At 61.4% G+C, this 16,214-nt stretch carries 12 protein-coding genes, 1 tRNA gene and 5 pseudogenes; 10 read left to right on the forward strand and 8 right to left on the reverse strand.

The window, feature by feature from the left end; all coding sequences use genetic code 11:
- Positions 1-230 precede the first annotated feature (230 nt).
- Both folK and folB read right to left on the reverse strand, forming a co-directional pair.
- Positions 231-764 carry a 2-amino-4-hydroxy-6-hydroxymethyldihydropteridine diphosphokinase gene (folK, locus tag DBO86_RS10225; protein ID WP_084340927.1) on the reverse strand — a complete coding sequence of 178 codons (534 nt, stop codon included), beginning with the start codon at positions 762-764 and terminating at the stop codon, positions 231-233.
- Positions 755-1,111 carry a dihydroneopterin aldolase gene (gene folB / locus DBO86_RS10230; RefSeq protein ID WP_104727432.1) on the reverse strand — a complete coding sequence of 119 codons (357 nt, stop codon included), beginning with the start codon at positions 1,109-1,111 and terminating at the stop codon, positions 755-757. The genes folK and folB overlap by 10 nt, the downstream gene beginning before the upstream one ends.
- 75 nt (positions 1,112-1,186) lie before the next feature.
- On the opposite strand from folB, the gene plsY reads away from it, so the two are divergent.
- A complete protein-coding gene (plsY, locus tag DBO86_RS10235; protein WP_074856351.1) occupies positions 1,187-1,756 on the forward strand; it encodes a glycerol-3-phosphate 1-O-acyltransferase PlsY in 570 nt (189 codons plus the stop codon).
- A gap of 93 nt (positions 1,757-1,849) precedes the next feature.
- Here the strand turns inward: plsY and tsaD are convergent, their stop codons facing one another.
- A complete protein-coding gene (gene tsaD, locus DBO86_RS10240; protein WP_108233609.1) occupies positions 1,850-2,875 on the reverse strand; it encodes a tRNA (adenosine(37)-N6)-threonylcarbamoyltransferase complex transferase subunit TsaD in 1,026 nt (341 codons plus the stop codon).
- Positions 2,876-3,078: 203 nt separating this feature from the next.
- On the opposite strand from tsaD, the gene rpsU reads away from it, so the two are divergent.
- The 5 genes and pseudogenes from rpsU to DBO86_RS27240 form a co-directional block, all read left to right on the forward strand.
- Positions 3,079-3,294: a 30S ribosomal protein S21 gene (rpsU, locus tag DBO86_RS10245; RefSeq protein WP_003290642.1), complete on the forward strand. Its 216-nt coding sequence runs from the start codon at positions 3,079-3,081 to the stop codon at positions 3,292-3,294.
- 146 nt (positions 3,295-3,440) lie between these two features.
- On the forward strand, positions 3,441-5,441 hold the full coding sequence (gene dnaG / locus DBO86_RS10250) for a DNA primase (RefSeq protein WP_075750094.1): 2,001 nt from the start codon (positions 3,441-3,443) through the stop codon (positions 5,439-5,441).
- 67 nt (positions 5,442-5,508) lie between these two features.
- On the forward strand, positions 5,509-7,356 hold the full coding sequence (rpoD, locus tag DBO86_RS10255) for an RNA polymerase sigma factor RpoD (protein WP_104727426.1): 1,848 nt from the start codon (positions 5,509-5,511) through the stop codon (positions 7,354-7,356).
- A 198-nt stretch (positions 7,357-7,554) separates the two neighbouring features.
- Positions 7,555-8,430: a transporter substrate-binding domain-containing protein gene (locus DBO86_RS27235; protein ID WP_367889087.1), complete on the forward strand. Its 876-nt coding sequence runs from the start codon at positions 7,555-7,557 to the stop codon at positions 8,428-8,430.
- A 189-nt stretch (positions 8,431-8,619) separates the two neighbouring features.
- Positions 8,620-8,697, forward strand: a pseudogene (locus DBO86_RS27240) (hypothetical protein); the annotation flags it as partial.
- 99 nt (positions 8,698-8,796) lie between these two features.
- On the opposite strand, the pseudogene DBO86_RS27245 reads toward DBO86_RS27240, so the two are convergent.
- Positions 8,797-8,868 (reverse strand): annotated as a pseudogene (locus DBO86_RS27245) (hypothetical protein); the annotation flags it as partial.
- On the opposite strand from DBO86_RS27245, the pseudogene DBO86_RS27250 reads away from it, so the two are divergent.
- Together DBO86_RS27250 and DBO86_RS10265 are read left to right on the forward strand one after the other, a co-directional pair.
- Positions 8,848-9,475 (forward strand): annotated as a pseudogene (locus tag DBO86_RS27250) (EAL domain-containing protein); the annotation flags it as partial. The pseudogenes DBO86_RS27245 and DBO86_RS27250 sit on opposite strands and share 21 nt — an antisense overlap.
- A 16-nt stretch (positions 9,476-9,491) precedes the next feature.
- A tRNA-Ile gene (locus tag DBO86_RS10265) sits at positions 9,492-9,568 on the forward strand.
- Positions 9,569-9,757: 189 nt separating this feature from the next.
- Here DBO86_RS10265 and DBO86_RS27255 read toward each other — a convergent pair.
- Positions 9,758-10,588 (reverse strand): annotated as a pseudogene (locus DBO86_RS27255) (ISAs1-like element ISPa60 family transposase); the annotation flags it as partial.
- 151 nt (positions 10,589-10,739) lie between these two features.
- Positions 10,740-11,018, reverse strand: coding sequence for a LexA family protein (locus DBO86_RS27260; RefSeq protein WP_221740023.1), 279 nt, complete (start codon positions 11,016-11,018; stop codon positions 10,740-10,742).
- A 632-nt stretch (positions 11,019-11,650) separates the two neighbouring features.
- On the opposite strand from DBO86_RS27260, the gene DBO86_RS10285 reads away from it, so the two are divergent.
- Positions 11,651-12,871 (forward strand): ATP-binding protein, encoded by a 1,221-nt coding sequence (locus DBO86_RS10285; protein WP_003463741.1) that lies wholly within the window; start codon positions 11,651-11,653, stop codon positions 12,869-12,871.
- A gap of 168 nt (positions 12,872-13,039) precedes the next feature.
- On the opposite strand, the gene DBO86_RS10290 is transcribed toward DBO86_RS10285, so the two are convergent.
- On the reverse strand, positions 13,040-13,864 hold the full coding sequence (locus tag DBO86_RS10290; RefSeq protein ID WP_108233610.1) for a hypothetical protein: 825 nt from the start codon (positions 13,862-13,864) through the stop codon (positions 13,040-13,042).
- Between the two features lie 189 nt (positions 13,865-14,053).
- On the opposite strand from DBO86_RS10290, the pseudogene DBO86_RS10295 reads away from it, so the two are divergent.
- Positions 14,054-14,548: pseudogene (locus tag DBO86_RS10295) on the forward strand (nuclease-related domain-containing protein); the annotation flags it as partial.
- Positions 14,549-14,593: 45 nt separating this feature from the next.
- Here the strand turns inward: DBO86_RS10295 and tnpC are convergent.
- Positions 14,594-16,138 carry an IS66 family transposase gene (gene tnpC / locus DBO86_RS10300; RefSeq protein WP_031634228.1) on the reverse strand — a complete coding sequence of 515 codons (1,545 nt, stop codon included), beginning with the start codon at positions 16,136-16,138 and terminating at the stop codon, positions 14,594-14,596.
- Positions 16,139-16,214 lie beyond the last annotated feature (76 nt).

The raw sequence follows: 16,214 nt of genomic DNA on the forward strand, positions 1-16,214 counted from the left end.
CCGCAAATCTTTCTGAACGGCCACAATCGTTTTCGCCCCGGAGCGGGGCTCCTACACCGATATGCGCCCTCCCTGTAGGAGCCGCGCCTCGCGGCGAATCGTGGCCAAACCGCAAATCTTTCTGAACGGCCACAATCGTTTTCGCCCCCGGGGCGGGGCTTCTGCACAGGCGCGCGATCAAACAGAAACAGGCCGCAGCCCGGATGCAATCCAGGGCGATTTGAGGCCGCCTACGCAGGGCGCGCCTGCAGCAACTCTGGCGGCGTCAACTCGGTGCCACGCCACTGGAATGCCGCTGGCCACAACTGCTGATCGATCTGCGCCGAAGCCCACAGCTCGGCGAACGAGCGACCATCGACAGGATGCTGCAGTTGCGGCGCCAGCAGCGCCAGCGGCCAGAGCACGAAGGCGTTCTTGAGAATTTCCGCGCGCGGCAGGATCAGGCCGTTGAAGTTGCCGACCTGCTCGCCAAACAGCAGCACATCGATATCCAGCGGCAAGCCCTTGCGATCCGGTGCATAGCGGCCATTGTCGGCCTCGATGAATTTCAGCCGGCGATCCAGCTCCAGCAGTGACAGCTCGGTATCGCCAACTACTACCAGATTGAAGAAATTGCCGCTCTTGATGCCCACGGCATGGCTTTCGAACACCGGCGAACAGCGCATATCACTGAGCAGCCCCGCCAATGCATCGAGGCCGGCAACGAGGTGAGGCTCACGCTCGATATTGCTGCCAAGGCCGAGAAAGACCCGCGTCAGAGACATCCGCGCTCGATCTCCACGCCCACGCCGCCGCGTGCGGCTGGCACTGCGCCGGGCTTGGTCAGCTTCAGACGCATCCAGGGAATGTTGAACTCGTCCATCAGGGTCTGCACCAGGCGTTCGGCGAAGGTTTCGACCAGGATGAACTGCGACTCGGCCGCAAAGGCCTGAATGCGCGTGGACACGCTGGCGTAGTCGAGTGCCAGGCTGAGGTCATCACCGGCGGCGGCCGGACGATTGTCCCAGGCCATCTGCAAGTCCAGGCGCAGGCACTGGCGAATGTCGCGCTCCCAATCGTAGGCGCCGATCACCGTGTCGACTTCCAGCCCCTCGATAAATACTCTGTCCACCCGCACTCTCCGCGCCACGACAAGGGCGCCGCACCTCGTTAGAATCGGGCCACCCCATGCCCTGGAATAGCCACCATGTTCTGGCTTCTGGCAATCCTTGCCTACCTGCTCGGCTCGCTGTCCTTCGCCATCCTGCTCAGCCGACTTGCAGGCGGACCAGACCCGCGCGCCAGCGGCTCGGGCAACCCCGGCGCCACCAACATGCTGCGCGTGGCCGGCAAGAAGCTCGCCGTGATGACGCTGATCGGCGACCTGTTCAAGGGCCTGCTACCGATCCTGATCGCCAAGCTGCTCGGCCTCAGCCTGCACCAACAGGCCTGGATCGGCCTGGCGGCCGTCGTCGGCCATCTTTACCCGCTGTACTTCCGTTTTCGTGGCGGCAAGGGCGTCGCCACTGCCGCCGGCATGCTGCTCGGCCTCTATCCGCCCGCCGCCTTGCTCGCCCTGGCCGCCTGGGCGCTGGTCTTTCTGTTGACCCGTACCAGCTCGCTGGCCTCGCTGATCGCCACGCCGCTGACGCTGCCGCTGCTGGCCTGGCAACAACCGGCTGCCTTGCTGCCAGCCTGCGTGCTGACCGGGCTGATCGTCTGGCGCCACCGTCACAATCTTCGCGACCTTTTCGCCGGACGCGAGCGGCGTTTTTGACTGAAAAACAAAACCTGTAGGAGCGAGCTCTGCTCGCGAACCGAAAAGCTTCGCGAGCAGAGCTCGCTCCTACGCGTAAATTCCAACGAGAGCTCAAATCGCCGGCAGCGACTCCATCGGCCAACGCGCCTGCACCTTGATCGCCAGATCCTCATGCTGCCCGGCCAGCAAACGCTGGCACCCGGCGTAGGCGATCATCGCACCGTTGTCAGTGCAAAAACGCGGACGCGCGTAGAACACCTTGCCCTTCATTTCGCCCAGCATGCGCTCCAGATGCTCACGCAGCGCCTTGTTGGCACTCACGCCACCAGCGATGACCAGGCTGTTCAACCCGCTCTGCTTGAGCGCGCGCTTGCACTTGATGGTCAGAGTCTCAACCACCGCCTGCTGGAAGGCCAGCGCGATGTCGCGACGGGCTTGGTCGAGGTCGTCACCGCTGTCGCGGCATTGCTGCCAGGTATTGAGCGCAAAGGTCTTGAGGCCGCTGAAGCTGAAATCCAGCTCCGGGCGATCGGTCATCGGTCGCGGGAAGACGAAGCGTCCCGGCGTGCCCTGCTCGGCCAGCTTGGCGATTTCCGGGCCGCCCGGATAATTCAAGCCCATCAGCTTGGCGGTCTTGTCGAAAGCTTCACCGGCAGCGTCGTCCAGCGACTCGCCCAGCAACTGGTACTGACCGATGCCATCGACTCGTACCAACTGGGTGTGGCCGCCGGACACCAACAAGGCGACGAACGGAAAGGCTGGCGGCTGCTCTTCCAGCATCGGTGCCAGCAAATGACCTTCCATATGGTGTACGCCGATGGCCGGCACGCCCCAGGCAAAGGCCAGCGCCTGGGCGCAGGAGGCACCGACCAGCAGCGCGCCGACCAGGCCGGGGCCTGCCGTGTAGGCCAGGGCGTCGATATCGCTGGCCTGCTTGCCGGCCTCATCCAGCACCTGGCGGATCAGCGGCAGCATGCGCTTGACGTGATCGCGCGAGGCCAGTTCCGGCACGACGCCGCCGTAGACGCGATGCAGGTCGATCTGGCTGAACAAGGCGTCAGCCAGCAGGCCGCGCTCACTGTCATAGAGCGCGACGCCGGTTTCATCGCAGGAGGTTTCCAATCCCAGTACGAGCATGGAGCTTGAGCCTTGATTTGCCGCGTGGAACAAAGGCGCGCATGATAAGCGCCGCCCGGCGGAGCGGCCAGCGCTTTTCGATCAGAGGCCTTTGCATTCCTCAGCGCGAGGCGGTAACATCCGCAACCCTTGAAAACCGACGCATCCCGAGCCAACTGCCGGGCAAGCGTTGAAACCGGTAATTGAAGATAGGTACGACCTGGATGCCAGCCGTCAAAGTTAAAGAGAACGAACCCTTCGACGTAGCCCTGCGTCGTTTCAAGCGCTCCTGCGAAAAAGCCGGTGTACTGGCTGAAGTCCGTAGCCGCGAATTCTACGAAAAGCCTACCGCTGAGCGTAAGCGCAAAGCCGCTGCCGCTGTTAAGCGTCACGCCAAGAAAGTTCAGCGCGAGCAGCGTCGCAGCGTTCGCCTGTACTAATACCGTACACGCAACGCTCGAATGCCCGGCCCTGGCCGGGCATTGCATTTGAAAGACTCCGCCTCGCACCTTAGCGAGTGAGCGGAGTTTTTGCTTTTCTACCAATCGTTGTCCCGCGTTCGCGCCGGGCAGTATGCTGAGCGCCTATGGCCGGCCTGATCCCGCAATCCTTCATCGATGACCTGCTCAACCGCACCGACATCGTCGATGTGGTGAGCTCGCGCATCCAGCTGAAGAAGACCGGCAAGAACTACAGCGCCTGCTGTCCTTTCCACAAGGAAAAGACCCCCTCCTTCACCGTCAGCCCCGACAAGCAGTTCTACTACTGCTTCGGCTGCGGCGCCGGCGGCAACGCGCTCGGCTTCGTCATGGACCACGATCAACTGGAGTTCCCCCAAGCGATCGAGGAGCTGGCCAAACGCGCCGGCATGGATGTGCCGCGCGAAGAGAGTGGCCGCGGACACAAACCCAGACAGCCCGTCGACTCACCGCTCTACCCGCTGCTCAATGCCGCTGCCGAGCACTATCGCCAGGCACTGAAAAGCCATCCGCAGCGCAAGTACGCGGTGGATTACCTCAAGGGTCGCGGCCTGACCGGCGAAATCGCCCGCGACTTCGGCATCGGCTTCGCCCCGCCCGGCTGGGACAACCTGCTCAAACACCTGGGCGCCGACGCCCTGCAGCAAAAGGTCATGATCGACGCCGGCCTGTTGATCGAGAACGCCGAAAACGGCAGGCGCTACGACCGCTTCCGCGACCGCATCATGTTCCCCATTCGCGACAGCCGTGGCCGGGTGATCGCCTTCGGCGGCCGCGTGCTGGGTGACGACAAGCCCAAGTACCTCAATTCGCCGGAAACCCCGGTGTTCCACAAGGGCCAGGAGCTCTACGGCCTGTACGAGGCGCGCAAGCACAACCGCGATCTCGACGAGATCATGGTGGTCGAAGGCTATATGGACGTCATCGCCCTGGCCCAGCAAGGTCTGCGCAACGCCGTGGCGACCCTGGGCACGGCCACCAGCGAAGAGCACCTCAAACGCCTGTTCCGCATCGTGCCCAGCGTGTTGTTCTGCTTCGACGGCGACGCGGCTGGTCGCAACGCCGCCTGGCGCGCCCTGGAGTCGACCCTGCCCAGCCTGCAGGACGGTCGCCGCGCGCGCTTCCTGTTCCTGCCCGATGGCGAAGATCCGGACACCCTGGTACGCGCGGAAGGCACCGACGCCTTCCGCGCGCGCATCAACCAACACGCACAACCACTGGCCGACTACTTCTTCCATCAACTCTGCGAAGAAGCCGACCCGCGCTCGCTCGAAGGTAAGGCGCACCTGGTCACCCTGGCCGCACCATTGATCGACAAGATTCCCGGCAACAACCTGCGCGCCCTGATGCGTCAGCGCCTGAGCGAGATCACCGGCCTTTCCAGCGAAGCGCTGAGCCAGGTCGCCAGCGCACCGCGTAGTCACGCGCCGAGCACCACCAGCCAGGCGCCCAGCAGCGATTACCCGGATTACGGCGACATCCCCGACAGCGCCTACTACGACAACCCGCCGGATGTCGGCGGTTACGAGCAGCCCGCACCGCCCCATCAGCACTACGAGCGCAGCAACGGAGGCGGCAAGGGCAGCTGGAAAAAAGATGGCGACGGCAAGTGGAACAAGAAGGGCAAGGGCGATTTCGCACCACGTGCCCCGCGCACTGCCGTGAGCGTCGAATCACCGCACCTGATCGCCCTGCGCACGCTGCTGCACCATCCACACCTGGCGCAGAAGGTCGAAGATGTCAGCCATTTCGCCGACGAAGACGACACCTACGCTCAGCTTCTCGTGGCCTTGGTCGGTGCTCTGCAGAAAACGCCCAACCTGCGTTCGCTGCAACTGATCGCCCGCTGGCACGGCACCGAACAAGGTCGCCTGCTGCGGGCGCTGGCGGAGAAAGAATGGCTGATTCAGGGTGACAACCTTGAACAGCAGTTTTTCGACACCATTACTACACTTGCAAATAGCCAATCGCAGAGGCGGCGTGAAAAGGCGCTCCGCAGCATCATTCATAAAAGCCCCAGCGAGCTCACAGACGAGGAGAAGACATTGCTCAGAGAGCACTACAGCTTGACCTCCTCGCAGAGCAGCAAGCCCCCAACTGGTGCCTAAAGCCAAAACCGAGGTATAATCCTCGGCTTGTTTTCAGCCCGCCAAGACCTTCAGTGGATAGGGTGTTATGTCCGTAAAAGCGCAACAGCAATCTCGTATCAAAGAGTTGATCACCCTGGGTCGTGAGCAGAAGTATCTGACTTACGCAGAGGTCAACGACCACTTGCCTGAGGACATTTCAGATCCTGAGCAGGTGGAAGACATCATCCGCATGATCAATGACATGGGGATCCCGGTACACGAGAGTGCTCCGGATGCAGACGCCCTGATGCTGGCCGATGCCGACACCGACGAGGCTGCAGCCGAAGAAGCCGCTGCCGCCCTCGCCGCCGTCGAGACCGATATCGGCCGCACCACTGACCCGGTGCGCATGTACATGCGCGAAATGGGTACCGTGGAACTGCTGACCCGCGAAGGCGAGATCGAAATCGCCAAACGCATCGAGGAAGGCATCCGCGAAGTCATGAGCGCCATCGCTCACTTCCCCGGCACCGTCGACGGCATCCTCGCCGAGTACACCCGCGTCACCACCGAGGGCGGCCGCCTGGCCGAAATCCTCAGTGGCTACATCGACCCGGATGACGGCAGCGTACCCGACGAAGCCGCCGCCCCAGTTCCCGTCAAGGAAGGTGCCGCTGCTGAAGCAAGCGACGACGAAGAAGAAGACGAGAGCGGCGACGACGAGGAAGAAGAAGGCGATGGTGGCCCCGACCCGGAAGAAGCGGCTCGCCGTTTCACTGCCGTTGCCGAGCAGCTGGAAAAAGCCCGCAAGGCGCTGAAGAAGCATGGTCGTGGCAGCAAGCAGGCCATCGAAGAGCTGGCCACCCTGGCCGAGCTGTTCATGCCGATCAAGCTGGTGCCCAAGCAGTACGACGCCCTGGTCACCAAGGTGCGCGACGCCCTCGACCGTCTGCGTGCGCAAGAACGCGCCATCATGCAGCTATGCGTACGTGATGCGCGCATGCCACGTGCCGACTTCCTGCGTCTGTTCCCGGGCAACGAAATCGACATGGATTGGGCCGCCAACCTGGCCAAGGGCAAGGCCAAGTACGCCGAGGCCATTGGCGCTCTGCAGGCCGATATCCAGCGCTGCCAGCAGAAGCTCGCCGACCTGGAAGCCGAGTGCAACCTGACCCTGGCCGAGATCAAGGACATCAACCGACGCATGTCCATCGGCGAAGCGAAAGCCCGCCGCGCCAAGAAGGAAATGGTCGAGGCCAACCTGCGCCTGGTCATCTCCATCGCCAAGAAGTACACCAACCGCGGCCTGCAGTTCCTCGACCTGATCCAGGAAGGCAACATCGGCCTGATGAAGGCGGTAGACAAGTTCGAATATCGTCGCGGCTACAAGTTCTCGACCTACGCCACCTGGTGGATTCGCCAGGCAATCACCCGCTCGATCGCCGACCAGGCGCGCACCATCCGTATTCCGGTGCACATGATCGAGACGATCAACAAGCTTAACCGCATCTCCCGTCAGATGCTGCAGGAAATGGGTCGCGAGCCCACTCCGGAAGAGCTGGGTGAACGCATGGAAATGCCCGAGGACAAGATCCGCAAGGTATTGAAGATCGCCAAAGAGCCGATTTCCATGGAAACCCCGATCGGCGACGACGAAGACTCGCACCTGGGCGACTTCATCGAGGACAGCACCATGCAGTCCCCGATCGACGTAGCCACGGTCGAAAGCCTCAAGGAAGCCACTCGCGAAGTGCTGGCCGGCCTCACTGCCCGTGAAGCCAAGGTCCTGCGCATGCGCTTCGGTATCGACATGAACACCGACCACACCCTCGAGGAAGTCGGCAAGCAGTTCGATGTCACCCGTGAGCGTATCCGTCAGATCGAAGCCAAGGCGCTGCGCAAGCTGCGCCACCCGACGCGAAGCGAGCATCTGCGCTCCTTCCTCGACGAGTGATACCAGAACCCCCGGCCCAGGCCGGGGGTTTTGCTTTCTTGGCAGCACGCCCGATCACTCGCCAGCCAAAGGCAGCGCAGACGCTGCAATCAAACTGCCATCCCAGCAGGCCGATCTACAGTACAATGATACTGATCGCGAAACGAGGCCGTTACGCCCCGCTTGCCGGCCATTGTGCTGTTGTGCCTGGCGTACCGGATGACCACGGCCCTAGCCCTGACACTCAACGAGGACGAGCGCACCTGGCTGGCAGCCCACCCCGAACTACGCCTGGGTGTCGATGTATCCTGGCCATCTTTCGAGTTTCGTGACGAACAGGGTAACGATCACGGCCTGACCGCCGCCTATGTACGGCTGATCGAAGAGCGTCTTGACGTGAAGCTGCAGCCCGTCGAGCCCAGCAACTGGAGCGCGATACTGGAGCAGCCGCACATGGGCCAGGTCGACCAGCTCCCTGGCGTGATGTCGACACCCAAACGCCAGGAATACCTGATCTTCACCCGTCCCTACCTGGACTTGCCCATCGCCATCCTCGCCCGCAACGGCGGGCCGCAGTCGAGAAAGCTCAATGAGCGGTACGGTTTGAAGATTGCCGTGGTGGCCGACTACGCACCGCACGAGCTGCTGCGCCAGCAACACCCCGATCTCAACCTGCTGCCGCTGCGCAACATCGCCGCCGCCCTGCAGGCGCTGGCGACCAACCAGGTCGATGCCATGGTCGGCGATCTTGCCTCCAGCGTCTGGAGCCTGCGCCAGCTCAAGCTCGACGGCGTCTATATCAGCGGCGAGACGCTCTATCGCTATCAGTTGGCCATGGCCGCCCCGCGTGGCCAGAGCATGCTGGTCGGCACTCGACAAACTCTTCGCCGAGCCCAGCACCGAAGAAATCGCTGCCTTGCAGGAACCCTGGGTCGGCAGCGTGCTGGACAAACGCAACGTCTGGCACGAAACCCTGCTCTACGGCCTGCCAGCCCTGCTCGGTCTGCTGGCGGTCATCGCCATCATCCTGCGCATCAACCGCCGCCTGAAACGCGAGATGCGCAACCGCGAAGCGCTGGAGCAGGAACTACATAACCGCGAGCAGCACTTTCGCGACATGGTCGAAAGCCTCTCAGCCATCACCTGGGAGACCGAGTCCAGCGGGCTCACTTACATCTACGTCTCGCCCCATGCGGAAAAATTGCTGGGTTACCCCCCCTGCACGAATGGCTGGAGCCCGGCTTCTGGCAGCGCCACCTGCACCCGGACGTTCACCAGCGCACTCTGCGCACCTGCCTGGAACAATGCTCGGCCGGCAACGACCACGCCCTGGAATACCGCCTGCTCGCCACTGACGGGCGCACGGTGCGGGTGCGCGATATCGTCACCCTGCAGCAACGCGACGACCACCAGGTGATTCGCGGCCTGATGGTCGACATCAGTGAAGCCAAGCAGAGCGTGCAGGCATTGCGCCTGTCGGAACAGAAGTTCGTCTCGGTGTTCCAGCAATGCCCGGACATCCTGATCATTGCCCGACGTGTCGACGGCGTGCTGCTGGAGGTCAACACCGCCTTCACCGAACAGACCGGCATCAGCGTCGAGCAGGCCATCGGCAAGACCGCCACCGAACTCGATCTGTGGGGCGTGCCTGGCATCGGCCCGAGCCTGCTGCCACGCATCAGCGCACTGTTGCAGCGCTACAACCTGGCGCCGGAGCTGCTGCAACTGGAGATCACCGAGAACTTCATCATGAACCAGGCCGGCGAAGCGCTGGACATCCTCCACCGCCTCAAACAGCTCGGCGTACAACTGGCCATCGACGACTTCGGCACCGGCTACTCCTCGCTCAGCTACCTCAAATGTCTGCCGCTGGACGTGCTGAAGATCGACCAGTCCTTCGTCCGTAGCCTGCCGGACGACCCGCACGACCTGGCGATCACCCGTGCCATCATCGCCCTGGGCAACAGCATGCAACTGACGGTGATCACCGAAGGCGTGGCAGGAACTCTGCCTGGCCGCCGAAGGCTGCCTGCAGATCCAGGGCTACGTGGTCAGTTGCCCGCTTTCCGCCGAGGCCTTCACCCGGAAATTTCTCCCACCAGGTCAAGCGGTTGGCGCTGGCGAGAACGCGCCGGTATAATCTGCCGGCCTTCTGGGGGCCTATAGCTCAGTTGGTTAGAGCAGAGGACTCATAATCCTTTGGTCCACGGTTCGAGTCCGTGTGGGCCCACCATATGAAACAACGACTTAGGTCAGCCATCGTGCTGGCCTTTTGTCGTTTATGGGCTCGATAAAAAAATTTGCGTACCGTTTTGCGTACCGCTTCATTTTTGCTGCTACGGAACGCGACGAGCGCCAACACCCTGATGGCATGTGCGATGCGCTCTGCATCCGGAGCAAGACTGCTGATGTAGTAACGGCGCTCCAGGCTGGTCTGGTTGCCCACAGTCCGCTCGGACTCCAGCATCACGAAAGTGCGCAGTCCTGGCCAGCGTTCTGGCTGTGGCAGGCACTGGAGTTGGTCGAAAACATGGCAGCGACGAACCTCCAGCCGGCCATGGTCCTTCTCGACATGCTCGAAGTGCGCATGGGGTACCCGGGCAGGATCGCCGTCCAAAAAGGTGTCAGCGAAGTCATCGATCGCTTCGGCCAGCTTCGGCTGGTTTCCCTTGATGGCCAGCAGATAGTGCGCCCCGCGATCGAGAATGGCCTGTGCAATGTCCGGCTGGGTACCCATGGCATCGATCGTCACGGTGCAGCCCTCAAGCGCCAGTGTGGCCAGCAGCTCAGGAATGGCGGTCTTCTCGTTGGACTTCTGGGAGGTCGCCCTCTGCCCGAGAATCAGTCCTGAATCAGCCGCAAAAGCGCTGACCAGGTGCAACGGGGCCGTGTTTTTCTTGCCGGAGCGGCGACTGGTCTTGCCGTCTAGGGCAACCACTTGCGGAGAAAGGGCCGGTAGGATCGCCGCAACCCAACAGCGGAAGGCCTGCTCGAACTCCTCTGGATCGATCAGGCTGAATAGCCGTCCAAAGGTGTCGTGTGAGGGAATGCCGTGGGGTAGTTTCAGAATACGGCGGAACCAGTCCAGCCGCTGCTCAGCCCAGAGTTCGATTTCGATGAAGGTGTCAGCGCCGGCAAGCACGCCGCAGATAGCCACGACCAGTGTTTCGACCAGGTCGTGACGAATCTTGCCCTGCTGACGGGGATCATTGATGGCGACCAGAACATCGGAGATTGGTATGTGATGCGACATTGCAGGGCATCCTGAGTAGAGAGGCGCTCAGGATGCCCGCAGGGAAAGGACTCATTCAAATCGGCAGGCGTTCATGCGATTGCCCTGTCCCAAGGGGCTAACCGGCGAATAATTATTTTATTTCGCATAATTGCGCATAATCCCCCGATTCTCAGGCCAACCTACAGCGCTTGCAGTACCCACACGCACACACCCCACACCTCCAGCTCCTCGCCATCAACATCGCCCGCCCCTCGCAGTCGAACTGCAACCGCTTGACCAGGAACTCAGCACCGACAATCGCCAGCACCACATCCCCTGGCTGGGGGCGCTTTGCCTTGTCCACCACCAGGATATAGCCGTCGAAGATGCCGGCTCCTGTCATAGAGTTGCCAGAGGTGCGGAATAGGAAAACAGAGGATGTAGGCGTGATGCCGGCGAGCTGATCCAGAGATAGATCGGGCTGCTGGTAATCAGCGGCGGGAGACGGGAAGTCGCAAGAATTGCAGTCCGCTTGATGTGCTGCCGGTCGTTAATCCCCCTTCCAGCCCTCTTATCACTCTGTTGCAGTCCCTTCAGCCCCGGGAACGGCTCAGAATCGCCTCTGTGACGATTTCGCTCCCTCTGGGGTATACCGGCTCAAGAATCTTCCAAAACGCGCAGCAAGCGCTTAATTGGCTCCTTCCTGCCGGCTCTCCCCGCAATGTCCCCAGCCAGTCTTGGCAGGATAAGAGATTCCGGCGCGCTCTCACCGTTGAAGACCTGGGCCACCACGCTACGGTGCCGGCCGATGTGGCAGAGGCGTGGTGGCGCCGCCACCCTCACCTGCGCCGACCGCAGCCATCACTCTGATCGCTTTTTAAAAGCTTTTCCCTTGTTTTTTTCTTGTTGTTATCTTGTTTTTAGCTGGCTGGACGCCTAGTGCCACGTGGCCTCCAGAGGGGTGACGACTACAGATTCCGGTATTCACGACTACAGATTCCGGTACTCATGACTAACCTGAGGCTCAAAGGGCGGCTGAGCGCTATGATGCGCTATATGTTTGTGGTGTAATTTCCACCACTTAATGGATGAATTTACACCATGTACGCGCGCATAATCCGTCAAAACCTACTCGCAGCCCTGGATGATTCGCCGGTCGTGCTGGTCAACGGCGCCCGCCAGACCGGCAAGAGTACGCTGATCCAAAACCTCGGCCGCGAGGCGACTTACTACACCTTCGACGACCCGGCTGTGCTGGCAGCCGCGCAGGTTGATCCCTTCGGTTTCATCAACGCACTCAAGGGGGCGGTCTGTCTCGATGAGGTGCAGCGTGCTCCTGGGGTGTTCCTAGCGATCAAGGCGGCGGTGGATCGCGACCGTACCCCTGGGCGTTTCCTGCTGACCGGCTCGGCCAATGTGCTGTTGCTGCCGCAGATTGCCGACTCTCTAGCTGGACGTATGGAGGTGCTGAACCTGTGGCCTCTGGCGCAAAGCGAAATCGAGCGTCAGCCCCTTAGCATGATTGATCGACTGTTCAGCGGCCAGATGCCGGATAAGTGCCATTTCGAGCGGCAGGACTTCATCGCGAGGCTGAGTCGTGGAGGCTATCCGGAGGCGCTGAGTCGTTCCGGCGAGCGGCGGCGGGAAGCCTGGTTCGAGAGTTATCTCCATACGATCTTGCAGCGTGACGTTCGCGACCTGGCCCAGATCGAAGGGCTGACGGAGATGCCGCGGCTGATGCAGCTGCTGGGCGCCCGCAGTGGCGGACTGCTCAATGCCGCCGAGCTGTCGCGTTCGACGGGCATTCCGCAGACCACGCTCAAGCGCTATCTGACTCTGCTGGAGACCCTTTTTCTCGTGCGTCAGGTTCCAGCCTGGTCGTCCAATCTCGGCAAACGACTACAGAAATCGCCCAAGCTGTTCGTGACCGACTACGGCTTGATGGCCCACTTGCAGGGCTTGAGCGAAGCCGGCATGGCGGCTGGACTGGGGTTACCGGGGGACTTGGTGGAGGACTTCGTGCATGCCGAGCTGGTCAAGCATCAGAGCTGGTCAGATTTGCGCACGCGGCTGATGCATTACCGTACCTCCACCGGAGTAGAGGTGGACTTCGTGCTGGAGAACCGTCGTGGCGATCTGGTTGGCATCGAGGTCAAGGCAGCGGCCACTATCAGCGGCAAGGACTTCAACGGGCTTCGTCATCTACGCGAGATTACGCCGCAGCAGTTCAAGCGTGGCGTGGTGTTCTACTCGGGCGATCAGGTCGTGCCTTTCGATGAACAACTGGTGGCCGTGCCGCTCGCACTGTTTTGGTCAGTTTGAGCGACACTCGCGGTTATCTGTCTGTGCTGCCGGCTAGTTTGGTAGTTCTCGTTGTATCGGCCTGTGTTGCCTAGTTGCCCATCTGGGCATAACAGCCTCAGAAGACAGCCATCTCTCACGGCGCCTTGGATGTTGGCATCGGTGGGCCTAGGTAGGCACCGCGCAGCGTCATGCGGTCAAAGCTATAGACATGGGCGTGCGGGCTTTCGACGCAGCGACCCACCAGAGGGAGCTTTTGATCTGGTTCTCCGGGCTTGAGCTCGATGTTGCTGCCACAAATGGGCAGTCTGCCGAAAATCGAACCAAGCGCGTCCAGCGATAACTTTCATGCCGAAACATCTCCAACTCGCAGCTAGCCTCTTTGACGGTAGAAACCCAGTGGGGGGCTTTAACTACACAGTCGTCAATGACGCGGAACCAAGGGGCATACACCTCGCGCCAGATAAACACAAAGCCCAGCACTGTCAGGGCCAGGGTAATCAGGCTGCCCATAGTAAGAGGGCCTCCGCGTTGGCTTAGGCTGAGCAGCATGATGCTGAGCAGGGCTAGCCATAATGCGCTGCCCAGCAATATCGAGCTCAGAAAGCTGATGCCACGAACGCTGAGGTTGCGCATCTCTCCGTTCCGTAGAAACAGCCGGGCGGCGAGCGAGGGGCGGATGGCCCCATTGCCAGATCGTCGATAAAGCACAGTAGTCGATGGCTCACTCTCAGACTCATAGTCTTTTACTGACGAATCTTCTGAAGCCAGCTCCAGCCAGTAGAGGCTGACATTGCCTCTACCTCCACCCGGTTGATAGCCGAGCTGTAAGCGAGGCACCTGGGTGCCAGGTTGGGCCAGGTGCAGAGCTCGGCGCAGGGTCGCGATGGCTGGCACCCAAGCCTTGGGCTCCATGTCTTGCTCGGAGGCCGTGCCGCAACCTGTCAGCAGCGCACTGGCCTCGAAGCGCAATTTCTCAGTGGCATCAGGACGTGCGAGACCTTCATCAGCCATGAACCGACCTCAGCAAAAATCAACGCAGCGCCTGAAGCTAAAGCCTGAGCGGGTGCTTAGAGCCGAGTGAGCCGAATAGCCGGAATATTCGGCTCACGCAATGAGCCGATTGTCGCCTTCGAATACGTTCGTCCATTTACGCTGACTTTCGGTACTATCCGGTTAACTCAGGATTACCAAGGACAGGAAATGGACTTCTCCCCCATCATCGCTCAGGTCTGGGGCATGCTGGCCTGGTTTATCCCAGCCGCACTGCTGATCGGCCTGCTCAAGTCCCCATGGGCAAAGGGTCATATTGGCGAAATCCTGGTGCGGCTGTTCGCCCATTGGCAGCTGGACAAGCAGACCTACCGCCGCCTGCACAATGTCACGCTGAACACGCCCGACGGCACCACGCAGATCGACCACGTATTCCTCTCGCCTTACGGCATCTTCGTGCTGGAAACGAAGAACATGAGCGGCTGGATCTTCGGCAGTGAGAAGCAGCCACAGTGGACACAGAAGCTCTACAAGCGAACGTTCAAATTCCAGAACCCGCTGCGGCAGAACTACAAACACCTCAAAGCACTGGAAGCCATCCTTGGCGTAAACCCCGAGCACCTGCACTCGGTCATCACCTTTGTCGGCGGCAGCACCTTCAAAACCGAAGTGCCGGCCAACGTCACCCAGGGCATCGGCTTTATCGTAAGCGCTCCACAAACCCCGCCTCTCAATAAGCGGGGTTGATGCCTACAGTGGCATCGCGGGCGGGCAGTTCCATGGCAACAGCGCGTTGTAATCCTCGACGCTATTGGCCTGCGGCAGGCGTTCGAGGACATAGCGCAGCCAGGCGTAGGGTTCCTGGCCGTTGGCCTTGGCGGTTTCCACCAGGCTATAGAGTTGGGCGCTGGCGGTCGCGCCCTTGGGCGTGTCGCTGAACAGCCAGTTCTTGCGGCCGATGACGAAGGGCCGGATCGCGCGCTCGGCGGCGTTGTTGTCGATCGGCAGGTGGCCAGCCTCGATGTAGCGTTCGAGTCGGCTCCAGTTGCGGGCCAGGTAGCTCAGTGCCTTGCCCAAGGCATTCTGCGCCGTAACCTGGGGCTGGGTTTTCTCCAGCCAGGTCTTGAGCTGCTCAAGGAGTGGCTGGCTGTGCTGTTGGCGGCCCCGGTGACGCTGCTCATCGCTGGCATCCTTGAGTTCGCGCTCGATGCCGTAGAGCTTGTTGATCAGCCCCAGTGCGATGTCGGCACGCCCGGTTTTACCCTTGGGTTGCACCTTTTGCGCCTCGATAAATTTACGGCGCGCATGCGCCCAGCAGGCCAGACGTTCGATACCGTCCTGTGCGGCCACGGCGTTGTAGCCGGCGTAATCATCGGTCATCAGGTAGCCACGATAACCATCGAGCAGGCGCAGTGGCACCTCCTGCGCACGGCTGGTTGTGTAGTCGAAGAGGATCACCGGCTTGTCTGGTGGGCCGCCGGTCTGCACCCACATCCAGGATTGGCTGCTCGGGTCGCGCTCCGGCTCTTTGAGCACCTGCACGCGGGTTTCGTCGCAGTGGATCACGGGGCTGTCCAGCAGCGTGTCGCGCATCAGGTTGAGCACAGGCTGCAACTGCTCGCCGCAGCGGATCACCCAACGCGCCAGGGTCTGCCGGGGGATGTCGATACCGTGACGGCTGAGCACTTTCTCGAAGCGATACAGCGGCAGGCCATCGGCATATTTGCTGGTCAGCAGCATGGCCAGCACGCTGGGGCTGGCCAGGCTTTTCTCGAGCAGTTGGGCCGGCTTGTCGGCGGTCACCGGGGCGGTTTCGCAGCCCTGGCAGGCGTAGGTCTTGCGAACGTGCCGGATCACCCGGATTTGCATCGGGATGATGTCCAGTTGCTCGCTGGTTTCCTCGCCAATGACCTGCTTGCGGCAACCGCAGGCGCAGGTCAGTTCATGCTCTGGCAGCTCATGGGTGACCACCAACCGCGGCAACTCGGCCGGCAGCGGCGTGCGCTTGCCCCGGCGCTTGGTCGGTGCGCCGGCGTCTTCCTCGACCGCATCGACCGGTGCTTCAGGCGTCGCTTCGGCCAGGCTTTCCGCTTCGTTGAAGATCTCCAACTGCGGTGAGTCCGGGTCGCTGCTCTGCTCGGATTTACGGCCAAATAGGCGCTGGATCAGCAGCGCATTTTGTTCACGCAACCGCTCGATCTGACCGTCCTTTTCTGACATCTGCACGCTCGCCGACAGCAGCAACTGCTTGAGCAAAATCGGGTCGTCAGGAAGGGTTTCGGGCATGGAAATCATGCCGTGGATTATACCGGTTTAGGCCACGAATCGCGGGGTCAACACCTGATGCGGCCGGTTGCGCCACAGGTCGATA

The sequence above is a fragment of the Ectopseudomonas oleovorans genome (genome assembly GCF_003052605.1).
Classification (GTDB): Bacteria; Pseudomonadota; Gammaproteobacteria; order Pseudomonadales; family Pseudomonadaceae; genus Aquipseudomonas; species Aquipseudomonas oleovorans_A.

Coding starts and splice junctions, on each gene's coding strand:
- rpsU (WP_003290642.1), top strand. CDS start 3,079: ATGCCAGCCGTCAAAGTTAAAGAGAACGAACCCTTCGACGTAGCCCTG.
- tsaD (WP_108233609.1), bottom strand. CDS start 2,875: ATGCTCGTACTGGGATTGGAAACCTCCTGCGATGAAACCGGCGTCGCG.
- dnaG (WP_075750094.1), top strand. CDS start 3,441: ATGGCCGGCCTGATCCCGCAATCCTTCATCGATGACCTGCTCAACCGC.
- DBO86_RS27235 (WP_367889087.1), top strand. CDS start 7,555: ATGACCACGGCCCTAGCCCTGACACTCAACGAGGACGAGCGCACCTGG.
- DBO86_RS10290 (WP_108233610.1), bottom strand. CDS start 13,864: ATGGCTGATGAAGGTCTCGCACGTCCTGATGCCACTGAGAAATTGCGC.
- tnpC (WP_031634228.1), bottom strand. CDS start 16,138: ATGATTTCCATGCCCGAAACCCTTCCTGACGACCCGATTTTGCTCAAG.
- plsY (WP_074856351.1), top strand. CDS start 1,187: ATGTTCTGGCTTCTGGCAATCCTTGCCTACCTGCTCGGCTCGCTGTCC.
- rpoD (WP_104727426.1), top strand. CDS start 5,509: ATGTCCGTAAAAGCGCAACAGCAATCTCGTATCAAAGAGTTGATCACC.
- folK (WP_084340927.1), bottom strand. CDS start 764: ATGTCTCTGACGCGGGTCTTTCTCGGCCTTGGCAGCAATATCGAGCGT.
- DBO86_RS10285 (WP_003463741.1), top strand. CDS start 11,651: ATGTACGCGCGCATAATCCGTCAAAACCTACTCGCAGCCCTGGATGAT.